Source organism: Spirosoma migulaei (assembly GCF_054776855.1).
The window spans coordinates 97249-119559 of sequence record NZ_BAAHBG010000010.1 but is presented as its reverse complement, the minus strand read 5'-3'; the positions used below and the strand labels follow the sequence as shown (position 1 = coordinate 119559).

At 45.2% G+C, this 22311-nt stretch carries 17 protein-coding genes; 12 read left to right on the top strand and 5 right to left on the bottom strand.

From position 1 onward, the window contains the following. Positions 1-37: 37 nt before the first annotated feature. Positions 38-1750 carry a GMC oxidoreductase gene (locus tag ACYVGO_RS11080; protein ID WP_460969316.1) on the top strand — a complete coding sequence of 571 codons (1713 nt, stop codon included), beginning with the start codon at positions 38-40 and terminating at the stop codon, positions 1748-1750. A gap of 1 nt (position 1751) precedes the next feature. Then, positions 1752-2216: a 3-oxoacyl-ACP synthase gene (locus tag ACYVGO_RS11075; protein ID WP_246859456.1), complete on the top strand. Its 465-nt coding sequence runs from the start codon at positions 1752-1754 to the stop codon at positions 2214-2216. An 86-nt stretch (positions 2217-2302) separates the two neighbouring features. On the opposite strand, the gene ACYVGO_RS11070 is transcribed toward ACYVGO_RS11075, so the two are convergent. After that, on the bottom strand, positions 2303-3934 hold the full coding sequence (locus ACYVGO_RS11070) for an amidohydrolase (protein WP_460969315.1): 1632 nt from the start codon (positions 3932-3934) through the stop codon (positions 2303-2305). Positions 3935-4041: 107 nt separating this feature from the next. Here ACYVGO_RS11070 and ACYVGO_RS11065 point away from each other — a divergent pair, with 107 nt between their 5' ends. After that, complete coding sequence (locus ACYVGO_RS11065) at positions 4042-5430, top strand: TolC family protein (protein ID WP_142771514.1); 1389 nt, start codon at positions 4042-4044, stop codon at positions 5428-5430. Between the two features lie 78 nt (positions 5431-5508). Here the strand turns inward: ACYVGO_RS11065 and ACYVGO_RS11060 are convergent, their stop codons facing one another. Together ACYVGO_RS11060 and ACYVGO_RS11055 are read right to left on the bottom strand one after the other, a co-directional pair. Continuing rightward, positions 5509-6576: a DNA topoisomerase IB gene (locus tag ACYVGO_RS11060; protein ID WP_460969314.1), complete on the bottom strand. Its 1068-nt coding sequence runs from the start codon at positions 6574-6576 to the stop codon at positions 5509-5511. Positions 6577-6692: 116 nt separating this feature from the next. Then, complete coding sequence (locus ACYVGO_RS11055; protein ID WP_460969313.1) at positions 6693-7283, bottom strand: DUF6962 family protein; 591 nt, start codon at positions 7281-7283, stop codon at positions 6693-6695. 144 nt (positions 7284-7427) lie between these two features. Between ACYVGO_RS11055 and sucD the strand changes: the two genes are divergently transcribed. From sucD to ACYVGO_RS11010, 9 genes are all read left to right on the top strand, one after another. Continuing rightward, positions 7428-8306, top strand: coding sequence for a succinate--CoA ligase subunit alpha (gene sucD, locus ACYVGO_RS11050; RefSeq protein WP_142771517.1), 879 nt, complete (start codon positions 7428-7430; stop codon positions 8304-8306). A gap of 15 nt (positions 8307-8321) precedes the next feature. Continuing rightward, positions 8322-9584 carry a DUF4271 domain-containing protein gene (locus tag ACYVGO_RS11045; RefSeq protein WP_460969312.1) on the top strand — a complete coding sequence of 421 codons (1263 nt, stop codon included), beginning with the start codon at positions 8322-8324 and terminating at the stop codon, positions 9582-9584. 109 nt (positions 9585-9693) lie between these two features. Continuing rightward, entirely contained in the window at positions 9694-10476 is a 783-nt protein-coding gene (locus ACYVGO_RS11040; protein ID WP_142771519.1) for a uroporphyrinogen-III synthase, read from the top strand. 183 nt (positions 10477-10659) lie between these two features. Continuing rightward, positions 10660-11634 (top strand): PorP/SprF family type IX secretion system membrane protein, encoded by a 975-nt coding sequence (locus ACYVGO_RS11035; RefSeq protein WP_460969311.1) that lies wholly within the window; start codon positions 10660-10662, stop codon positions 11632-11634. A gap of 254 nt (positions 11635-11888) precedes the next feature. After that, positions 11889-13022: a T9SS ring complex lipoprotein PorK/GldK gene (porK, locus tag ACYVGO_RS11030; RefSeq protein WP_460969310.1), complete on the top strand. Its 1134-nt coding sequence runs from the start codon at positions 11889-11891 to the stop codon at positions 13020-13022. A 39-nt stretch (positions 13023-13061) separates the two neighbouring features. Beyond that, positions 13062-13874 carry a type IX secretion system motor protein PorL/GldL gene (porL, locus tag ACYVGO_RS11025; RefSeq protein ID WP_142771522.1) on the top strand — a complete coding sequence of 271 codons (813 nt, stop codon included), beginning with the start codon at positions 13062-13064 and terminating at the stop codon, positions 13872-13874. 137 nt (positions 13875-14011) lie between these two features. After that, complete coding sequence (gene porM / locus ACYVGO_RS11020) at positions 14012-15598, top strand: type IX secretion system motor protein PorM/GldM (protein ID WP_142771523.1); 1587 nt, start codon at positions 14012-14014, stop codon at positions 15596-15598. A gap of 56 nt (positions 15599-15654) precedes the next feature. Further along, complete coding sequence (gene porN / locus ACYVGO_RS11015) at positions 15655-16704, top strand: type IX secretion system ring subunit PorN/GldN (protein ID WP_142771524.1); 1050 nt, start codon at positions 15655-15657, stop codon at positions 16702-16704. Between the two features lie 196 nt (positions 16705-16900). After that, positions 16901-17737: a universal stress protein gene (locus tag ACYVGO_RS11010; RefSeq protein ID WP_460969309.1), complete on the top strand. Its 837-nt coding sequence runs from the start codon at positions 16901-16903 to the stop codon at positions 17735-17737. A 223-nt stretch (positions 17738-17960) separates the two neighbouring features. On the opposite strand, the gene uvrC is transcribed toward ACYVGO_RS11010, so the two are convergent. Next, positions 17961-19772, bottom strand: coding sequence for an excinuclease ABC subunit UvrC (uvrC, locus tag ACYVGO_RS11005; RefSeq protein WP_460969308.1), 1812 nt, complete (start codon positions 19770-19772; stop codon positions 17961-17963). Positions 19773-19913: 141 nt separating this feature from the next. Beyond that, positions 19914-22271, bottom strand: a complete 2358-nt coding sequence (locus tag ACYVGO_RS11000) for a penicillin-binding protein 1A (protein WP_460969307.1) — start codon at positions 22269-22271, stop codon at positions 19914-19916. Between the last annotated feature and the right edge of the window lie 40 nt (positions 22272-22311).

Genomic DNA, 22311 nt, shown 5'->3' with positions numbered 1-22311 from the left:
GCTGGGCTTAGTACTTTTATAACTTAAAGACCTGCTTATGAACATCAACATCGATGCTACCAAACAAAATACGTACGATGCCATCGTTATCGGTTCAGGCATCAGTGGAGGTTGGGCAGCTAAAGAGCTGTGTGAGAAGGGCCTGAAAACGCTTGTATTGGAGCGCGGGCGTGATGTTCGGCACATTGTGGATTATCCGACGGCAACGCTCAATCCCTGGGAGTTTTCGCACCGAATCCGCATGCCTGAATCCTTTGAACAGGCCAATCCGATTGCGACAAAATGCTATGCGCTCGATGAGGGGACGCAGCAGTTTTTTGTGAAAGATGCCGAGCACCCGTACGTCCAGGAAAAGCCCTTCGACTGGATTCGAGGTTACCAGGTAGGTGGAAAATCACTGATTTGGGCGCGCCAGACCCAACGCTGGAGCAAATTCGATTTTGAAGCAAACGCCCGCGATGGAGCCGCCGTCGATTGGCCCATTCGCTATGAGGATATTGCTCCCTGGTACAGTCATGTTGAGAAATTTGTGGGTATCAGTGGCAATAAAGATGGGTTGGAAACCCTGCCTGATGGCGAATTTCTTAAACCCTGGGAGCTGAACTGTGTGGAAAAACACATTCAAAAACGGGTTGCCGAACACTACAAAGACCGTCATGTTATTATTGGCCGGTGTGCGCATCTGACCGAACCAAAGCAAGTTCATTTTGATCAGGGGAGGGCGCAATGTCAGGCACGGCATCTATGTTATCGCGGCTGCCCGTATGGCGGCTATTTTAGTTCAAATTCGTCAACGATCCCCTGGGCAGCTAAAACAGGAAAATTGACCCTCCGGCCTGATTCGGTCGTTCACTCCATTATCTATGATGAGGGTAAACAAAAGGCTACGGGCGTTCGGGTCATTGATGCCCATACGAAACAAATGACCGAGTATTTTGCCCGGATCATTTTTGTCAATGCGGCTTGCCTGAACACCAATCTACTACTACTCAATTCAACATCCCGCCGTTTCCCGAATGGTTTGGGAAATGATAGTGGCGTGCTTGGGCATTATGTAGCTTTTCACAATTACCGGGGTAATATTGTGGCCGATTATGAAGGATTCGACGATGGTTATTATTATGGTCGTCGGCCAACAACGGCATTTATGCCTAACTTTCGAAATGTCAGAAAGCAGGAAACTGACTTTCAGCGGGGCTATATGGTAGCCTTCAGTGCGGCACGATCGGGTTGGCAACGCGGCAACGGACAAGAAGGTTTTGGGGCTGATTTCAAAGATAAATTAAGTGCCCCTGGAGCCTGGCATGTGTTTATGATGATGCAGGCCGAAACCGTTCCGCGTTTCGAAAACCATGTTCGGCTCAGTCCTGATCAAAAAGATCCGTGGGGGATTCCGCAACTTGTGACGGCTATTGGCTACACGGAGAATGATGTAAAAGTGATGAAGGACTTTCTGGAACAGGGGGCCGATATGCTGGAAAAATCGGGATGTAAGCATATTCATCCGTATGATGACCATCGCAATCCTGGCCTTGATATTCACGAAATGGGGGGAGTACGCATGGGACGCGATCCGAAAACCTCCCTGCTAAATGCTCATAACCAGCTTCACAGCGTTAAAAATGTATTTGTAACAGATGGGGCTGCCATGACATCGACCGGCTCGCAGAATCCCTCTATCACCTTTATGGCCTTAACGGCCCGGGCCGCAAATTTTGCAGTAGGGGAGATGAAGAAACGAAATTTATAAGGTGCTAAATCAACAACAGGAAATTAAATCGGCTCTTTTCGCCCTATGCGAAGCCTATGTGCAACAGCGAATCAGCACCGCCCGACAGGCGATGGAAGACGCTCAGGAGGCTGCTAACTCAGAATCAAAAAGTAGCGCAGGCGACAAATACGAAACCGGGCGAGCTATGGCCCAACTTGAACGCGACCGAAACGCGCAACTTTTAGCAGAAGCCCAGAAACTTGGTCAGGAACTATCCCGGTTGAACATCGATAAAAACTATGAGACTGTTCAGCCCGGTTGCCTGGTTAGTACGAATCGGGGATCGTTTTTTGTCAGTATGAGTGCGGGTAAACTTACCGCCAACGGAAAGGATTATTTCGCCATTTCGGCCGCATCTCCCATTGCAGTGGCTTTGGCAGGGCGAAAGGTAGGTGATGTAGCAACGTTCAATAAAATGACTTATCAGGTGCTGGACGTGTATTGACAGACTTTTCGACAGGATTTACAGGATTCACAAGATTTTTTCTGTGTTGTAATCTTGTGAATCCCGTCAATCCTGTCGAAAAAACGTTAGAATACTCTTTCGCCACCGATCCAGGTTTGTTTCACTTTCGTCTGGCGAATTTTCTGATTCGGAACGGTCATAATGTCCTGATCAAGCACCACGAAGTCAGCCTGTTTGCCTGGCGCGATACAGCCTCGCAGTTGATCTTCAAAGTTGGCATACGCGGCCCAGCGGGTCATGGCCAGCAAGGCCGATTTTCGATCCACAGCATTCTCCATTTGGTAGCCGCCTTCTGGAAAGTTTTTAGCATCCTGGCGAGCCACTGCCGAATGAAACCCAAATAAGGGATTGACCGCTTCTACCGGAAAATCACTACCAAAGGCAATGAGGCTATTCTGTTTCATCAGATCATTAAACGCATACGCCCCTTTTACACGAATCGGCCCCAGCCGGTCGGCAGCCCAGTACATATCTGAGGTGGCATGCGTTGGTTGTACGGATGGAATAATTGAATACTGACCAAACTTCACGACATCTTCGGGCGACACAACCTGGGCGTGTTCGATTCGCCACCGGCGGTCATTCTTGCCTTTTAGAAGCTTGCCATACAAATCGAGCATCAAATGGTTGGCAGAGTCACCAATACAGTGAGTATTCGCCTGAAATTTAGACGCATACAAAAGTTTTGTGACGCGTTCCAGTTCAGAGGGAGCAAGCAAAAGAAACCCTCCAGTTTCGGGGCGGTCGCTGTAGGGCTGACGCAGGCAGGCACCGCGTGAGCCTAAAGCGCCATCGGCATAGAGTTTAAATGAGCGGACGGTTAACCGATCGGTCTGGAATGGTCCCCGTTTTAGGAAATAATCCAGATTCGGTTCCCCTAGGCTGATCATGGCGTAATCCCGAATTTTGAGTTTCCCGCTTCGGTGCAGACTGTCAATCAGATTAATCTCATCGGGGCTGATGCCAGCATCGGATATAGTCGTAAGTCCCAGCGCAAAACAAGCCTTTTGGGCATTCAATAACATCCGGGCTTTATCGGCATTATCGGGCCTTGGAATCACACGCTTGATGAGCTGCATGGCATTATCTACCAATACACCTGTTGGCTGACCATTTTCCATGAGAACTTCGCCCCCCGGTAGTTTCGAACCGGCGGTTACATTGGCTAATCGAAGGGCTTTGGAGTTCACAAACAGCGCATGACCATCTACGCGCATCAATGCGACCGGTATAGTTGGGAACGCAGCATCTAGTTTTTCTTTGGTTGGGAACGCCTGACCAGGCCAGTCATTCTGGTCCCAACCCCGCCCGGTAAGCCACAGTACGTTTGGGTGAGTTTTATAAAATGTTTTTAATCGTTCAATCACTTCATCATACGATTCTGCGCCAACCAGGTCAGCCTGATCTAGTACTTGGCCCAGTCCCAGAAAGTGAGAATGGGGATCGAAAAAGCCAGGGTAAACGGGTTTTCCGGCAAGGTCGACTGTTGTGGTGGCATCATATTGATCGGCAAACGCTTGCCCTTTCCCTACTGCCAGAAATTTTCCATCACTAACCACAAACGCATCGGCAGTTGAAAAACTTGAATCTGCCGTATAAACGAGCGCATTCTTGACGAGTAAATCAGCTTTTTTTTTGAACGAACAGCCTGATAATAGGGCCGAAAGAGTAGAAAATAGCAGTAGAAGACGTTTCATGAGGATTACAAGGAAAGTATGCAAGATAAGGGAAAGGTGAATAAGCTGACGGGCCAATTGAAGATTCTCTTACTTTTGTCTTACTTGTTCTTCTCAACCTCGAATCAATGAAACTCAGCAGTTGGCTTCTTTTTGCTTGTCTTCCTCTTTCTGTCTTTGCTCAACAGCCCCAAAATGCCATCCAACGTGCTCAGCAACGCACTTTTACGCTCGCCACTCTTCCTCAACCGGGAGAGTTACTAACGCTTCCACAGGCGATTGAACAGGCAGTTGGCAAGAACTATCAAATCCATATTAACCGTTCGCTGGAGGAGATTGCCAAAAACAACTACACAAAAGGTAACGCAGGGTATTTGCCTTCCTTAACATTTAATGGTAATTCAAATGGCGGGGTTCAAAATTTTCGGCAAACATTCATTGGAGGATCGCCAGCGCCCAGAGAGGGGCGAGGTATTTTTAACCGTACGTCTAATTTGGGCCTAAACCTAAATTACACCATCTTCAATGGCTATTCTCGCCGGACAGTCTATACGCAGCTTCAACAGTTGCTACAGATAAGTACTGTGAATACCCGCGCGAACATAGAAGCTACCTTGGCCAGTGTAGCAACCAGCTATTATGATGTTGTTCGCCAATTGCAACGGCTGATAGCCTTTAGCCAGGCACTCGATATTTCACGTGAACGGCTGGAACTGGCCAAGGCGAATTACGAAGTTGGTACACGCTCGAAAGTTGATTTTTTGAGTGCTCAAGTTGATTATAATACCGATAGTGCGGCTCTACTTTCGCAGGAACAGGCGTTACGAAACGCAAAGATTGTTCTAAATAATGTGCTGATTCGTGATCCACAAACGGAGTTTGCCGTTCGGGACACAATCATTGCCCGGCCAAACTTGCAATTGCTTCCACTTCAACAATCGCTAACAACAAATAACCCATTACTTGCAGCGGCTGTCCTTAACCGCACAGTGGTTGGTCTTAATGTAGAATTAGCCAATGCAGCACAATTACCGCTCGTTACAGCCACGGCAGGATATAGTTACCAGTTTCAGGATAACCAGGGAGGATTTGGGGTGGAAACTGGCCGAACTAGTGCGCTTAACTATAACATAGTTGCCTCAATTCCGATTTTTAATGGCTATAACCTGAAACGCCAGATTCAGAATGCTCGTGTTAATACAATTATTGCTCAGGATCAGGAAGCCAACCAGCGACTCCAACTTCAAACGGCTCTGAGTCAGACCTATCAGGCTTATCAGAATAGTTTACAGCTGTTAAACCTGGAACTATTGAATAACCAATTAGCAAATCAGAACGTCGAGATTGCCTATGACCGTTACCGCATAGGCAATTCCACTTTTGTTGAGTTTCGCGATGTGCAACGTAATGCCATCAACGCACAAACCCGTCTGATTGAGGCCGAATTCAGTGCAAAAGCTGCTGAAATTGAATTGCTCCGTCTTAGTAGTACTATTACCCAGGATCTTGGACAGTAAGTAAGTGAAATGGGTGAACTAAGTGAAGTAGTTGCTAGACGTGAACGCTATCTACTTCACTTAGTTCACCCACTTCACTTACTTCACCAGCTTAATCTGGTCTTTCAGAAATTTCAGGAGCAATTTTTCAACGCCGTCAAGTCCAAAAGGGCTGCTTTGGCGGAATCTGGTTTTTTGTTTGATGTACGGATTCAAATCCTGGCATTCGTAGGCTTCCATAATTTGCGGATGTACATAATGCTTTCGGCAAACAGTACGAGTGTTTCCTAATTGGTGGGCTACTTCGTCCAGCACCGTGTTTACATTTTTCTTCAGATCTTTCTCCGTATCGCAAGGCTCCAGCTCAACTAGAAGCCGTAACGCGTTCACGGTTCCGGCCCATGTACGGAAATCTTTTGCCGAAAAATCATCGCCCATCGTATCGTGTAAATAATCATTCACCATACCCGAGTCGATAGAGTGGCGATCGCCGTTTGGATCAATATATTGAAATAACTCTTTTCCTGGAAGGTCTCTACAGGCTTTCACCAAGCGCGATAATCGCCGATCGTGGAGGGTAATGTCGTGGTAAATACCTTTTTTGCCTTTAAAGCTAAAGCGAGCCTCATTGCCCTCGAGCTTCACATGCCGGTTTTTAAGCGTTGTCAGGCCATAAGACCCATATTCTTTTTCGTAGGCGGCATTTCCTACCCTGATCAATGTTTGTTCCATCACGCTGAGCGCAATAGCAATTACTTTCTCCCGAGAAAGTGTACTGGTTTTCAGGTCTTTGGCCAATCGCTCTCGAAGCAGCGGCAGTGCTTCACCAAAGGCCACCATTCGGAAAAATTTTGTTTCACTCCGAATGGCGTTCCACTTTGTATGGTAGCGGTATTGCTTCCGATTTTTGGTGTCGATGCCCGTAGCCTGTAAATGCCCATTGGCTTTGGGGCTGATCCAGACGCTTTCCCAAGCCGGTGGCAAGGTCATGCTTCGGATACGGGCTAATGTTGTTTCATCCTCAAGCAGGTTGCCTTTGGGATCGACGTAAGTAAAATGATTACCCACGCGCTGACGATGAATACCCGGCATTGTGTCGCTCATGTACACAAGCCGGGCGGCTCGGGCGGTCTGGACCGGATCGTGTGCTAATTCCAATAAATTCACGTTCGTTGAGTAATTAATCGCTTCTTTTTTTTCCTATATGGAAAAGATAGAGTGAGTAACTGATTGCGGAAAGGATTGGTTAGGATAACGCTCCTTTTTTTCGGTGTAATGATAAGTTACACGATGCCAACGCGCCAGTCTGATGCTTTTCCGAAAAACCAGAGGGCAACTGTTGTAGCGTAATGGTAAAAATCGGTGGGATGAATAAGTGAGCTAAAGGCATCTGCTTTCGTAGCTAAGCCCATCATCATTGTCGCCATGACTACCCAGAGGCCACGTTTGTTACGTTGAAGTAAGGAAAATACGGCCATCAGCATCAGAACTAAAATACCTAATGAAGGAACAATAGGTGTAAAAACACGTACGTCGGGTAGTAATAGACTGATAAATAAACACAGCCCAATAAGTATAGTCGTTGTGAACGTTGTCAGGGAAAGTTTTCGCTGATTCAGGAGGGCGTATACGGCGGTTACGACGCACACAACTCCCAGACTATCAGACAGTATAATCATAGATTGATGGAGCGGTTCGAGCGATTCATTACCAGCGAAATAAATTACTCCAATCAAAGCTGCCAGCGATGTTAATAGCAAAAAGAAACCCCATAACAGGCGGTTGAATAAGGAAATGCGTCCGAAAAAGTGCCAGAACACGCCGACGCCCGCCCCGGCCAGAATGGAGCCGGAAAGGATATGCGAAAAAATCATCACGTAATTTACGAAGTTTCGGCTACTTTTGCCCAACTTTTAAAGACGCAAGAAGGATAGATGAACCAGCAGGAAATCCCGCATCCCTTTATCTATTCGTCTTTTCTTACATAACCGTATCGCCAACGATTTCTAAAACCTGTCATGTCTGTTTTAGTCAACAAAGATTCTAAAGTTATCGTCCAGGGCTTTACTGGCTCGGAAGGCAGTTTTCATGCCCAGCAGATGATCGAATATGGTACCAGCGTTGTTGGGGGCGTAACACCTGGAAAAGGTGGCCAAACGCACCTCGACCGGCCCGTATTCAACACCGTTCAGCAGGCTGTTGAACAGGCTGGAGCCAATGTTTCCATCATTTTCGTGCCGCCTGCCTTTGCAGCTGACGCCATTATGGAAGCTGCAGAAGCCGGTATTAAGGTAATCATCTGTATTACTGAAGGTATTCCGACAGAAGACATGGTAGCTGTAAAAAACTACTTAGCCGATAAGGATGTACGGCTCATTGGGCCAAACTGCCCCGGTGTTATGACTGCCGAAGAATGTAAGGTGGGTATCATGCCTGGCTTTATCTTTAAGAAAGGCCGTATTGGTATCGTTTCCAAGTCGGGAACGCTTACCTACGAAGCTGTTGATCAGTTAACTAAAGCAGGTCTTGGGCAATCGACGGCTATTGGTATTGGGGGTGATCCAATCATCGGTACAACAACCAAACAGGCTGTTGAACTGCTCATGAACGACCCAGATACCGATGCAATTGTTATGATTGGCGAAATTGGTGGTGGCATGGAGGCTGAAGCCGCTCGCTGGATTAAAGCTGATGGCAATCGTAAACCTGTGGTTGGCTTCATTGCTGGTCAGACTGCCCCAAAAGGCCGCCGGATGGGGCACGCTGGTGCTATTGTTGGCGGAGCCGATGATACAGCAGCCGCTAAAATGGCCATCATGCGTGAATGTGGTATCCATGTTGTTGAGTCTCCTGCCCTTATTGGCGACACAATGCTGAAAGCGTTGGGAAAAAATTAATGAGTGAATGAGCGAATGAGTGAATTAGTGACGGTCCGACGCTTCGGTAATCGAATTCAAGATGAGTCAAGAGCGCTCCATGCGTTTTTTAGTGCACTCATTTACTCACCGAAGCGTTGGACCGTCACTAATTCACTCATTCTTCTCTTAATAGCTGACATCGTTATTGCTCAGCCTCGTACAACGGGCATTGGACCGGGGGGAGGTTATTATCCGGTCCACGATTTCCACGATGATTTTCAGGTATACGATGAACGGGCAAAAGCTTATGTTCCTTACATCATTGAACAACATGCCGATCAGACGGCCGTAAGCGTTTACGTAGATCTGGAAAGTAATCGACATTATCATTTGCTAGTATCTACCCGGCAAGACGGGTATCTATTTCTCAACGCAGCACTTAAGCGAAAACTCCGTGCTGGTAGTTGGCAGGTATTAAGTATCGATAGCCTATACCGAATCTATCATCAGCCTGAACTATTTCTGACTATTTATGGAAGTCCAGGGCTTGCCGATAAGGAATTATTCATTGGTTACCCCAAATCTGCTACGCAGAAACCCGTTGTTCTGCGCGATGATAACCTAAGCGTACGGCCCCGTCCCCGAACTATATATGAAAATTTTCTGGGCCTGGGGTTATTGTTTCTACTGGCTTCGCATGCTTTTTTGTTTACGTTTTACCACCGCGCTTTTCAGCGCTTTTATAGTTTACGTGATTTAGTCTCCATGCGGGCTCAGGATGACTCATTTCTCATCAATAGGCCTCTGAGCAGCACCAATACGTTGTTCGCTCTTAATTTAAGCTTTGTTATTGCCTATCTGATTGTTTTTGTTCAAAGCCGTAATTTAGATGTATTTGCTTCGCGAACATTGTTGCAGGGTGAACAACACCTGGGTTGGCTGGTAGGTGAGTTCTTTTTATTAAGCGGAGTAGCCTTTCTAAGCCTGATCGGTAAATACGTTGCTTTAGAAATAATGGGTGGGCTCTATAAATTACAGGAGGTTGTTAACGTTCATTATTTTAAAATATTACAGTCGTCTTTGTTGTTTTTTACGGCTCTAACCCTTCTTCTGGCCGTATTCGCTTACAATACATCAGCTACTACATGGTCGCAGAATGCACTATTATTACCATTGATCGGATTTTATGCTGCCCGCTTAACACTTTTATACTTCGTCATACGTAGTGTAGACCCTATCAAGAATCTTTATTTATTTTCGTACCTTTGTATCGTTGAATTGATTCCCCTCATCATCGGTTTGCGTTTTGCGCTGTGATGAATGAGTTTTCAGTCATCAGGATGCTGTTGACAGTCAGCAAATAAGTAAAGACTGTCGGCAGAAAACTGTTAGCTGCCAACTGACTATTGACCCGAGTAGAGATTCAATGAACGAGACTAGTATGCAATCCACAGAGGCCCGGCTTACGAAAGTAAACCGGATGTTAGTAACCCAATCCCGACCCGCCGACGAGAAATCTCCGTATTTTGATTTAGTTAGCAAGTACAATCTTCAAATCGACTTTCGCCCTTTCATTCAGATTGAAGGCGTGTCATTTAAAGATTTTCGGCGGCAGAAGATTAATATCCTGGCACACACGGCTATTATCTTTACCAGCCGAAATGCGATCGACCACTTTTTTCGGATTTGCCAGGAAGGCCGGGTTGATGTTCCTGCCGATATGAAATACTTCTGTATTTCGGAGCAGACTGCTAACTATTTGCAGAAATACATCGTCATTCGGAAGCGTAAAATCTTTAACGGGACAAAAACGGCCACCGAACTGTTCGATCTGATCAAGAAACACAAGAATGAAAAATTCCTGTTTCCCTGTTCGAACATCCGGCGGAATGATATTCCTGAATTTATGGATACGAGTAGCCTACATTTTACGGAAGCCGTTATGTATGAGACTGTTCCAACGGATTTATCGGATCTGGATATAAAAAGCTATGACATAATTGCTTTTTTCAGCCCATCAGGTGTTAGTTCGTTATTAAGCAACTTTCCGGATTTTAATCAAAATGGAACCCGGATGGCGGCTTTTGGCCCTACCACTGCCAAAGCAATTACTGAGGCTGGTTTAACCCTTGATATTGAAGCGCCACTACCCAATGCACCTTCTATGACAGGAGCTTTAGATTTGTATCTAAAAAAGGCTAACAATTAATAAATAATTGCCGTTATAGAAAACTGAATGCCGGAACCGAGAAATAACCTCATTTCCGGCATTTAGCCTTTATTAACAGGCCAATAATTTGTCTTTACACGCGTTTAGTTGTAAACTGTGATGTTGTTTAAGAGAACGCTGTCATCGTTGATCAATAGCCGTTCTGAATTTTGTTTAGGCCGTATGATTCGCACACTCTACGTTTACGCCTTGTTATTGCTGACGATTGCTGTTCCAACCGCCCAAGCGCAGCAGGACCCTCAATTTAGTTTGTACATGTACAACCCGCTCTACTACAATCCGGCTGCCGCCGGGTCGGAGGGCGTAACCCGATTACAACTTACACACCGAACGCAGTATCTGGGTTATCAGACAATTGGTAATGGAGATGGAAGTGCTGCGCAAAGCAGCCAGTTACTTTCGTTCAATATGCCATTGGCAAAAATTAAGAGCGGAATTGGTATTTATGCGCTGAATGATAAATATGGCCCTTCCATTAATCAGGCCGTGCAAGTTTCATACGCTTACCGGTTGGCACTGAAAAATGGAACACTGGCGTTGGGTGTGCAGGCAGGCATGTTTAATCGTGGGCTAGACTTTAGCCAGTTTCGAGCTACAGATCCTAATGATCCTCTTATCCCTACCGGACGTATTAACCAGTTTAAACCTGATATTGGTGCAGGGGTCTATTATAACACAACTGATTATTGGATAGGTGTAAGCATGACGCACTTGAATCAGGCTACATACAGCTATGTTAGCGGGTACTCGACTGATGTTTCTGAACCTAAAGCGTATATATCGGCAGGATACCGTTTGGGATTAGGGTATAATATTGATATACAGCCCTCTGTGCTCGTTCAATATAGTACGAAACAGGGGATGACAGGGTCGGTAGCATCAGTTAATATCGTTGGAACCTATGATAACCGGATATGGGCAGGCATTGGCTATCGCTTAAAGGATGCTGCTATGGCTACTGTTGGTATTAATCTGATGCGTAACAACGCCCTGCGTGTTGGCTATTCATTAGATGTAACAACCAGTGGAACACAAATAAAAAGCCCGACCTCGCATGAAATTATAGTAGGCTATGCACTACCAGCACCTGATGCCCGTAAAAAACCAATTGTGAGGACACCACGGTTTCGCTATTGATTTTAGACCGGGAAATAGGTTAATTTTAGGTATTCAGATCGTTTTGGCAATATTCTTGTTAGGCAGTTTGCAGCTAGTGCCTTATTTTTGGGGAATAGCCTGATCTGATGGTAAGTCAGTTTGTGCAAAATAGGAATACAGTTGAGTAAGAATACGGATAGAAAATAATTCTGAACTCGATTTTACATACAATAACCAAACAGATTTTCGTTTTTAGTCTGGTCTCGCACAAGAAGAAGAAGAAAAGGTCTACGATGATGAAGTATAACTGGTTAACAGTCAACGCAACCCGGGTAGTGATGGTCGCAGCAGTGGTACTGCTTATGCAAGGTTGTGGCTTTCTGAAGTCAAAATTTGGAGGCAAAGGCGGCAAAGGAGGAGAAGTCGGCGTTACAAACGGGGAAATTACAGCCACCGGGCGTAAAGGCTGGAAACAACCTACCCCCTATGGCATGGTTTTAGTTCCTTCAGGTTCATTTATTATGGGGCAGGCTGATGAAGATGTAGCTGCTACTCAAATTAACATGAATCGGCAGGTAACAATCAGCTCATTCTATATGGATGATGCCGAAATTTCAAACCACGAGTATCGGCAGTATGTCAATGCCTTACTGGCGGATTCGGTGTCGACATTGGGTGAAGAGGAAATTATGTCCAAGTATTATCCAGACACAACTGTTTGGAAAAACGATTTCACCTATCACAACGGTGACCCAATGCTGGAGCATTATTATGCACACCCCGCTTTTGATACCTACCCTGTAGTAGGCGTAAGCTGGATTGCAGCCAAGCACTTCTGCAAGTGGCGTACAAATACGCTTGACGATTTTCGTACTAAAGATGGCGCTTATCGTTCGTTCGGTTTCCGTCTCCCATCGGAGGCAGAATGGGAATGGGCGGCCCGTGGTGGTAAAAGCGGAGCTAAGTATCCATGGGGGAATCCATATGTGGCTAACGGCAAGGGTTGTTACCTGGCTAATTTCAAACCACAACGTGGTAACTTCGATGCCGATGGCTACCCATATACAGCCCCAGCAACTGCATATAGTCCGAACGATTACGGTCTGTATAACATGGCTGGAAACGTTGCTGAATGGTGCCGCGACGCTTACGCCGATAATACAAACGCTATTGTATGGGATATGAACCCCGATAATCAGAATGCAGATGAACCTCGTAAAGTGGTTCGCGGAGGTTCCTGGAAGGATATCGCTTACTACCTGGAAACGGGTACACGCTCTTATGAATATGAAGACCAGAAACGCTCTTATATTGGATTCCGTTGTGTAATGGATAATCTGGAAGGACGCACTGCATCGGCTCGTGGAGGTAAGGTAGGAGGTAGCAGCAAGAGTAAAACCAGCAAAAAAGCAGCTAAAAAAGTATAACCAAAGTCAATTACCTATTCCATCCAACAATCGCTTATCATGGCAGCAGAAAAATCCACAAGTTTCTTTTGGGATCGTTTAGTACCAACCATTTATAGTGCCGGGGCGGCAGTCGTTATTTTCGGCGCTTGGGCTAAAATTACGCACAACGAGCAATTTGGCTTTATGTTAACGCTCGGTCTGCTAACGGAAGTAGTTATTTTTGCCTTGTACGCAGTTCAGAGTTTTACAATGCCAGCAACAGCAGGTGATGGATATGCCTGGGAAAAAGTTTATCCTGAGCTGGCTGATGATTTTAAAGGTGAAGCCCGTAAACCAGCTCCACAAGCTAACGGTCTGACGGGTAATATGGATCAAATGTTAGCGCAGGCAAAAGTAACGCCTGACGTATTCGAACGCTTAGGATCGGGTTTCCGGAATCTGAACGAAACCGTCTCGAAGCTATCTGATCTGACAGAAGCAACAGTGGCTACAAACGACTATGCCCGGAACGTGAAGTCGGCATCGACTTCAATCTCCGAAATGAACAAATCGTATGGTACAGCAATCACTGCGATGAATTCAATGGCTGATGCAACTACTGAAGCGAAAGATTATCGGGATCAGTTCCAGAAAGTGACCAAAAATATGGGTGCTTTGAATGCAGTTTATGAACTGGAACTGCAGGACACAAACAAGCATTTGAAAGCTATGAACGCTTTCTATGGTAGCCTGACCGCTGCCATGGAAAATATGAGCGATGCCAGCCGCGATACACAGCAGTTTAAAAATGAACTGGCTAAGCTAACGGGTAATCTAGCGTCCCTCAATGGTGTTTACGGCAGCATGCTAACAGCCATGCGGGGCAATTAAAACCGGTTTACGATTGTAGCATAAGATTTTGTAATTCAGAATCTTATGCTATTCTCAGAATGTAAACTTTTCTCTTCTTAATACGATAACCGCTACGGCGGCCTGTTCCACTTTTTTTATTCTCACTACCATAGTTTATGGCAGGCACAAAAGAGACACCCCGTCAGAAAATGATCGGGATGATGTATCTGGTTTTGACCGCTTTACTGGCTCTGCAAGTCACGTCGGCCATTCTGGAGAAATTCGTTTTAATTAATAATAGCTTAGAGCAATCTACGGGAGCCGTTGGTAAAATTAATCAGGGCACATTTGACAATATTCGGGCGACCGTTGAAAAATCAGGCAATCGGGCTACTGACTTAGCCATTGTTAAACAAGCTGATGAAGTACGGAAGATAACGTCGGATGTAATTGGTGAAATTGATAAGCTCAAAGAGCAATTAGTTGTAGCTGGTGGTGGTCGCGATGAGTCGGGCAATATTAAGAACCTGAGCGAAGAAGAAAAAGTAGCTCAGCTCATGATCGGTACAAACCGTAATGGAGCTGCCTTTAAGCTGAAAGATCAACTGAATGGTTATGTTGATAATCTTTCAAAGTACTCAGGCATAAAATATAGCCCTATGGCTCTTGATGGGAAAGATGATCCCATTGCTAGTAACTCACCAGATCAAAAAAGAAAGGATTTTGCTGAACTGAACTTTGCTCAAACGCCTGTACCTGCAGCACTGGCCGTATTAAGTCAGAAACAAGCAGATGTACGCCGTATTGAAGGTGAAGTCCTTGATGTACTAGCTAGTAAAGTGGGTGCACAAGACGTGAAATTCGATAAAATCATTGCCATGCTTAGCATGGACTCTAAAGTCGTTGTAGCGGGCACGAAGTTTAAAGGACAAATGTTCCTGGCTGCTTCATCGTCAGGTATTCAACCTCGTATGAGTTTGAACGGTGGTGCCGTTCGGATGCAGGATGGTCAGGGTATTGTTGAATTTACAGCGCAGGGTGGTGCTTATGACAAAAACGGTTTGGCTCGTCGAGTACTAACCGGCTCGATTGCTTACCAAACTCCAGCGGGTTTGAAAACAGTGCCTTTATCGGCCGAGTATTTCGTTGCGAAGCCTTCCTATCAAATTGAAACAGGTACGTTACCGCCTTTGTATCTTGGTTGCGCTAATAAACTGAGCATTCAAAGCCCACAACTAGGCGCCTTATGGAACCCAACGATTACAGCTAACGGTGCTGCAGTAATTGCATCGGGAGAAAAAGGGAAAGTAACGGTTGTGCCGAATTCAGCTAGTGTTGCTTTAAATATTAGTAACGCTGGTAGTCTGTTAGGTACAGAGCCATTCCGAGTGAATAAAGTGCCACGTCCAACTTTGCAGATTTCGGTTGGCGGAACGCCAACAACGGATCCCCGTGGCGTACCAGCGTCATCAGCACGTAGCGTGAAGATACAGGCGGTTCCTGATCCTAGTTTTGCTGCATTCTCACCTGAGGATGCTAACTTCCGGACAACAGGGGCTACCATATCGTTAGTACGCGGTACCAGACGGGTTAAAACTGCCGAAGTAGGAGCTGGTGGAGGTTCAATTGGTGAGATTGCTGCCGAAGCGCAGCCCGGTGATCGACTAGTTATTGAAGTAAATGGAGTACAGCGCCGAAATTTCAAGGGGGATATAAGTGACGTACCCATGGGTAATACGCTAGCACAGATTTCGCTCTATTGATGTACTAAAGCGGTTTCTTAACCGTTAACTTACTGAATTGACAACAAGTAGTAGCCATGACACAGATTAAAACGATACGATTTGCTGGTGTGCTAGCTGTAGCTGCGCTGGCATTGGCAGGGGGGAAAGCCTTGGCCCAGGAGAAGGCGAGCAGTGGCGTAAATGCAAATTCGGTTCGTGGAATCAATGAGAATGATATTATGATGAAGAAGACCCTTTGGCGTCGAATCGACCTGAAGGAGAAACAGAATCAGTCTATGTTCTCAAAGAACAATGAGATTTCAAAATATTTGATGGAAGCTGTGAAAGCTGGCCTTATTGACGCCTACACCAATGATTCGTGTACGACGAAGATAACACCTGAGAAATTTCACGAAAACCTGCTGATTCCGAATACAGGTGGTGGCCTATCTGCAGAAGAAAAAGCGGCTGGTTTTACAGAAGATGGTAAAGGCGGAGCTAAGAATGATGGCTGGGATACACCGAAAAAGGATGACAAGAAAAAGCCTGATGACGGTTGGGGAACGCCTAAGAAAGCCGCTGAGCCTGTTGATGATGGCTGGGGAGCACCTAAGAAAAAATCAGCAGTTGCTAAAAATGCAAAGGGTAAAAAAGGAAAGAAAGTAGTTGAGCCCGTTGTAGAGCCTAAAAAGGATACGGTAGCCGTTGCTCAGGCACCTGTTTTGTCTGGCGATGAGTATTTCCCTAAAGAGTTAAATATCCTTGAAGTTAAAGAAGATTGGATTTTTGACAAAAAACGCTCGCGTCTTTACTATGATATGCAGACAATAACGCTTCTCCTGCCAGCTGATAAGAATGCTGCTGGCTATGAAAAACCTATTGCTTCATTCAAGTATAAAGATTTAGATAAGTTATTCCGTAGTGATCCGAAGAAATTTATCTGGTATAACCCACAAAATCAGGCTCAGCACAAAAACTTGGCTGACGCATTTGATCTACGGTTATTCTATGGACGGATTACGAAAGTAGCTAATCCAGGAGATACAGACTTAGTGGGTATGTATGGCGACCGTGAAGGTTTGCTAAAATCCTATCAAACAGAATACGAATTGATGGAAACCGAACACGGTCTCTGGGAATATTAAGAATATCTTTATATCATAAAAAAAGCGGCTTAAAAGCCGCTTTTTTTATGATATAAAGATATGGTGGATAATATGAGCCATACTGGTAAAGGATAAGAAAAAGAAAGCAATCTCAGGTCGATTACTGACGAAGATCAGCCCTACTTATTGCCCCTGACGTAGCTTTACGACGAATTAATCAGTACTCGGTAAAATCATGAAAACAATTTTAGTCCCAGTCGATTTTTCGAAAACCGCAGAAAACGCACTGATTTTTGCCATCAACTTATCGCAAAAACTCCAAGCCCATATTATTCTTTTTCACTCTTTCCACACCTATCATACGAACGCCTATGTATCTGCCAAAGCATTAGAGCAAGAATCACTTACAGCAAAGCTGCATGCTGACCAGAAACTAAAAGAACTTTACGATAACATCAGTGTCAGCGCCTTTTCTCCGCCTGAATATATCAGCAGTAAAAACGAGTTGCGCGAGGAACTATTGCAACTGCTGGCAGAAAGAAGTGTTGAGCTTATTGTGATGGGAACCCAGGGCTTAGGTAATAAACTGGAAGGACGGCTCTTTGGTACAAATACCTCCTGGGTAGTAGAAAAAGCCACGTGCCCCGTAATAGTCATCCCTGAGAATCTGCAACTGGAAACGCTCGAAGAAATCGTGTATGCCAGCGATTATATGCCAGACGATATTGTCAATCTGGAAAACCTGTCGAAAATTGCTCAATCTTTCCAGGCAAACATCACAGTTATCCATGTAATAAAAGAAGAATCGACTGCTGCTGTAAATGCACTAAAGAGTTTTGAGCAACAAGTAAAAGTAAGAACTCAGCTTTCCGGGATTAATTTCAGACTACTAACAGGCAACAACGTAGAAAATAGGTTGGAACAGTATCTGGAAGAGAATAAAGTTAATCTATTGGTAATGTCTGCTCATTACCGCAGCTTACCCGACAAACTCTTTGGCAAAAGCCTTACAAAAAGTATGACGCTATATGCCGGCGTCCCCCTGATGATCTTCCACCATAAACTCCACTAAAACAGGAGAATGGTATGAACTGTTTCATATTTGAATAAGGAGTATTGCACTGACGAGAACACTACTTTAGTAAGCATGGAATTACCCCGGTCGATTTATAGATTACGATTAGCTATTGCCAATGCCCTGTTGAGCGCTTATTGTTCTGGCTCAAAATTCGGGATGGCTCATGTTTATAGGATAATGGTATTGGTTTATAAGCGGCTGAAAAGCCACTTTACTGTTATCCATTTTCAATAGTATCAAAATATTCCTTCAATTTATGTGCTCTGTCCTGTCCCACTACTTCAGCGACTTCGTCAAATGAAGCCTCTCGAATTTTTGTTACACCTTTAAAGTGTTTCAGAAGTTTAGCTGCTGTTTTTTTACCAACACCTTCCACATTTTCCAGTTCACTGATAAGGCTATTACGACTACGTTTGTCACGGTGATACGTAATCGCAAAGCGGTGGGCTTCGTCGCGAATACGCTGGATTAGCTTGAGCGATTCTGATTTCTTATCGATGTAAAGGGGCAGATTATCTTCGGGGAAATAAATCTCTTCCAGGCGTTTAGCAATACCAATAATGGGCACTTTACCGTAGAGGTCGAGGGCTTTTAAGGCATCGCAGGCTGCGCTAAGTTGCCCTTTGCCACCATCAATAACAATCAAGTCAGGCATATCGCTACCTTCTGTAATCACACGTGTATACCGGCGGGTAACAACCTCAAACATACTGGCAAAATCATTCGGACCGATAACGGTTTTGATGGAAAAATGCCTGTATTCTTTATTCGCAGGCTTACCGCCAATAAAACACACCATAGCCGATACGGGATTGGTACCCTGAATGTTCGAGTTATCGAAACACTCGATGCGATTTGGCAGTGATTTTAGTTGTAAATCTTGCTTTAATCGAATTAAAACACGGTCTTTTTTACTGGCACTGGCCGTAGCTTCAGCGGCTGCCCGTTCCTGTCGTTCTCGCCGGAAATACAGTACGTTCTTTAGTGACATGTCCAGCAATTTTTTCTTATCGCCAATTTGCGGAACTGTCACTTCAGCTTTCAAATCCACATCCAGCGGAATGTTTGAAATTATCTCTTTCGCCTGGCTACCGTATTGCTCCCGGAACTCAATAATCATCATAGCCAGAAGATCAATATCAGCTTCGTCGAGTTTCTTCTTAACTTCTACCGTATGGGTTTGAACAATCGTACCATTCACAACCTTCATAAAGTTGATGTAAGCAGATACTTCATCGGAAGCGATCGAAAATACATCCGCATCAGCAATCTTGGGGTTTACAACAGTCGACTTACTCTGGAACCGCTGTAAAATATCCATCTTTTCCTTGTGCTTGTGAGCCTGCTCAAATGCCAGATCGTTGGCGGCCTCCACCATCCGAGCTTTAAAATAGTCCTGCGCTGGCTTCAGGTTTCCCTTCAAAATGTGATGAACCTGTTCAATATCGTTGTTGTAATCGGCTTCGCTTTGTTTGCCTTCACAAGGGCCTTTACAATTGCCGATATGGTATTCCAGGCAAACTTTATATTTACCCGCTTCAATGTTTTCCTGAGCGAGATTAAAATTACAGGTCCGAATCGTAAACAGCTGACTAAACATGTCAAGCACTGTGTACATAGGTTTTAGATTGGCGAAAGGGCCGTAAAACGTACCTAATTTACGATCAATACGTCGGGTTGTTAATACACGAGGAAAATGCTCGTTCGTGACGCAGACAAAGGGATACGTTTTATCATCGCGCAAGAGAATGTTGAACTTTGGCTGGTATCGCTTGATGAGCTGATTCTCCAGTAAAAGCGCGTCGAATTCGGTATGAACAATGGTGAACTCAATCTTCCGAATCTGACTTACTAAGCGCAGGGTTTTTCGGTCGTGTCCTTTGGAATTGGTGAAATAGCTGCTGACCCGGTTTTTTAGATCTTTTGCTTTCCCAACATAAATGACCTCGCCCGTATGATCGAAGTAGCGATAAACTCCCGGCTCGTGTGGTACTTTGGCTAGTTCTTGTTTGTAGTCGAATTCAGGCATAGTATAGGATCGATCGGCTTGGTCAGGTTCTTACCATTTATCCAACCGGGAAGGTCGGTATTACAAAACAACCAATATTCGTGAAAGGTTGCTTATAATTTATCGACTAAAAAGGCCAGCATGTTTGCTGGCCCAGGTGAGTTACTGTAATATCTCATCTTCATCTTCTGGTACCACTTTAGGTGGAATATACCGTTGCGACGAATCTATATTGTAGCCACCACAATCAATTTTAAAGTTATTGGGTTTTCGGAAAGGTTCAGGACGATACGTTGTTAAGGTTGGGTCTTTGTAAATTTTCTGCATATACATCCCCCAGGCAGGCATGGCCACTCGGCCACCCTGACCCAATTCGATAGTACGAAAGTGAATAGACCGATCGTCGCCACCTACCCACAAGCCCGATACAAGGTGCTGGGTCATGCCCATGAACCAACCATCTGAATAGTTCGAGGTGGTACCCGTTTTTGCAGCAATCTCATTACCACCTTCCAGTAGTTTATATTGCGTTTCCAGACGTTTAGCTGTACCATTTGGCTCTTCAACAGCTCCACGCATCAGGTGCAGCATTTCATAAGCTCGATTAGCACTAATTACCTGCTTGGCATCGGGCGTAAAGTTCTTTAACACATTGCCATTCTTATCCTGAATCTGGACCAGCATCATGGGCCGGACACGCATGCCGCCATTGGCAAATGCACAGTAAGCCGCTACCATTTCATAGACGGCAACATCGCCCGTTCCCAGGCAAAGTGTGGGATTTTCGGGCAAATCGGTACTTTCGATCCCCATATCATGGGCATATTTAATAACCTCAGCAGCGCGCGTTTTCTTGATCAATTGGGCACTGACTGTGTTTATCGACTGACCTAGTGCTTCCCGTAGCGAGAGGCTCTGATAACTATATTTCCCATTCGAATTATGAGGAGTCCAGGCTGGTCCGCCGTTGTTATCTTCACCATGCGCAAACGTAGTTGGCTGGTCGGTGATATGGCTACAAGGTGTTACAAAGCCTTGATCCATAGCTGTGAGGTAAACAAATGGCTTAAAGGTCGAACCAGGCTGGCGACGGCTCTGGCGAACGTGGTCGAACTTCATATGTTTAAAACTGACGCCACCTACCCATGCTTTCACATACCCATTACGTGGGTCCATTGACATAAATCCAGTGCTAAGCAGCCGTTTATAGTAGCGAATAGAATCCAGTGGACTCATGGTCGTGTCTTTCTCATTGCGTTTACCTCCATAGACGAATACTTTCATCTTGATAGGTTTTCGCATGTTCTCCCAGATCGCTTTCTCATCGTTTCCATAGGCCGCTTTGAGCTGCTTATACCGTGTAGTTCGTTTGGCTCGCTCTTCAATAAAGCCTGGAATTTCAATGTATTTTTTGGTTCGGGGATCTTTTTTTACCCAGGGATTCCGGCCACGCCAGTGTTCGTAGAACTTCTTTTGCTGATCGCGCATGTTAGTCATTATAGCCTCTTCGGCATAGGCCTGCATGCGTGAGTCGATAGTAGTGAAGATTTTCAGACCACTCGTGTAGAGATCTAGGTCTGCGCCGGGGTTTTCTTCATTGTATTGTCTAATCCATTTTTTGATATCGTCTTTGATGACCGAGCGGAAATAGGCAGCCATACCTGTATTCTGATTCTCAACGCTAAAGTCAAGCTTTAGTGGCTTACGTTTGTAGGTGAAATACTGCTCGTCGGTCAGGAACTTGTATTTTTTCATCTGCCCCAACACCACGTTTCGGCGCTCTTTGGTGCGTTCTTCTGACAAACGGGGATTATAAAACGTAGGGTTTTTAAGCATACCAACCAACATAGCGGCTTCCTCAACATTCAGATTCCAGGGTTCCTTACTGAAATAGGTTTTGGCTGCGGTTTTTATGCCATAGGTATTATTTCCGAATGATACCGTGTTGAGGTACATCATCATGACCTCCTGCTTGGTATAATTACGTTCTAGACGCACTGCCAAAATCCATTCTTTCGTTTTAGCGATCACCAGACCAATTACAGGAATATTGCCTAGTAAGCCCCGTAATTCTTCCTGACGGGTATCGAAGAGATTCTTAGCCGTTTGTTGGGTGAGTGTGCTGCCTCCTCCTGAACTCGACGCGTCCTTGAACGTAAGGAACCCACTTACAGCCCGGAAAAGTGAGCGAGGGTCAATGCCAGAGTGCTTAATAAAACGGGCATCTTCAGTTGCCAATAAGGCAGATGTAACATTGGGCGACACCTGTGAGATTTCTATGGGAGTACGGTTTTCAACATAGTACTTACCCAGTAGCTGATGGTCGTATGTGTACACTTCTGATGCTTCTTCGCTTTTGGGGTTTTCGAGCGTTTTTAAGCTCGGCATACCACCAAAAAGCCATAGAAAGTTATAACTGACTGCAAGCACGTATAAAATTAACAGTATTATGCCAATCAGCGAGTATCGCCAGAGATTTCGGATTATAGTCCGGTAAGGTCCGGGTGCAAATTGAATCATTCGTATTTTGGTTTGCGGGTTACGGTTTACCGTTTACAGT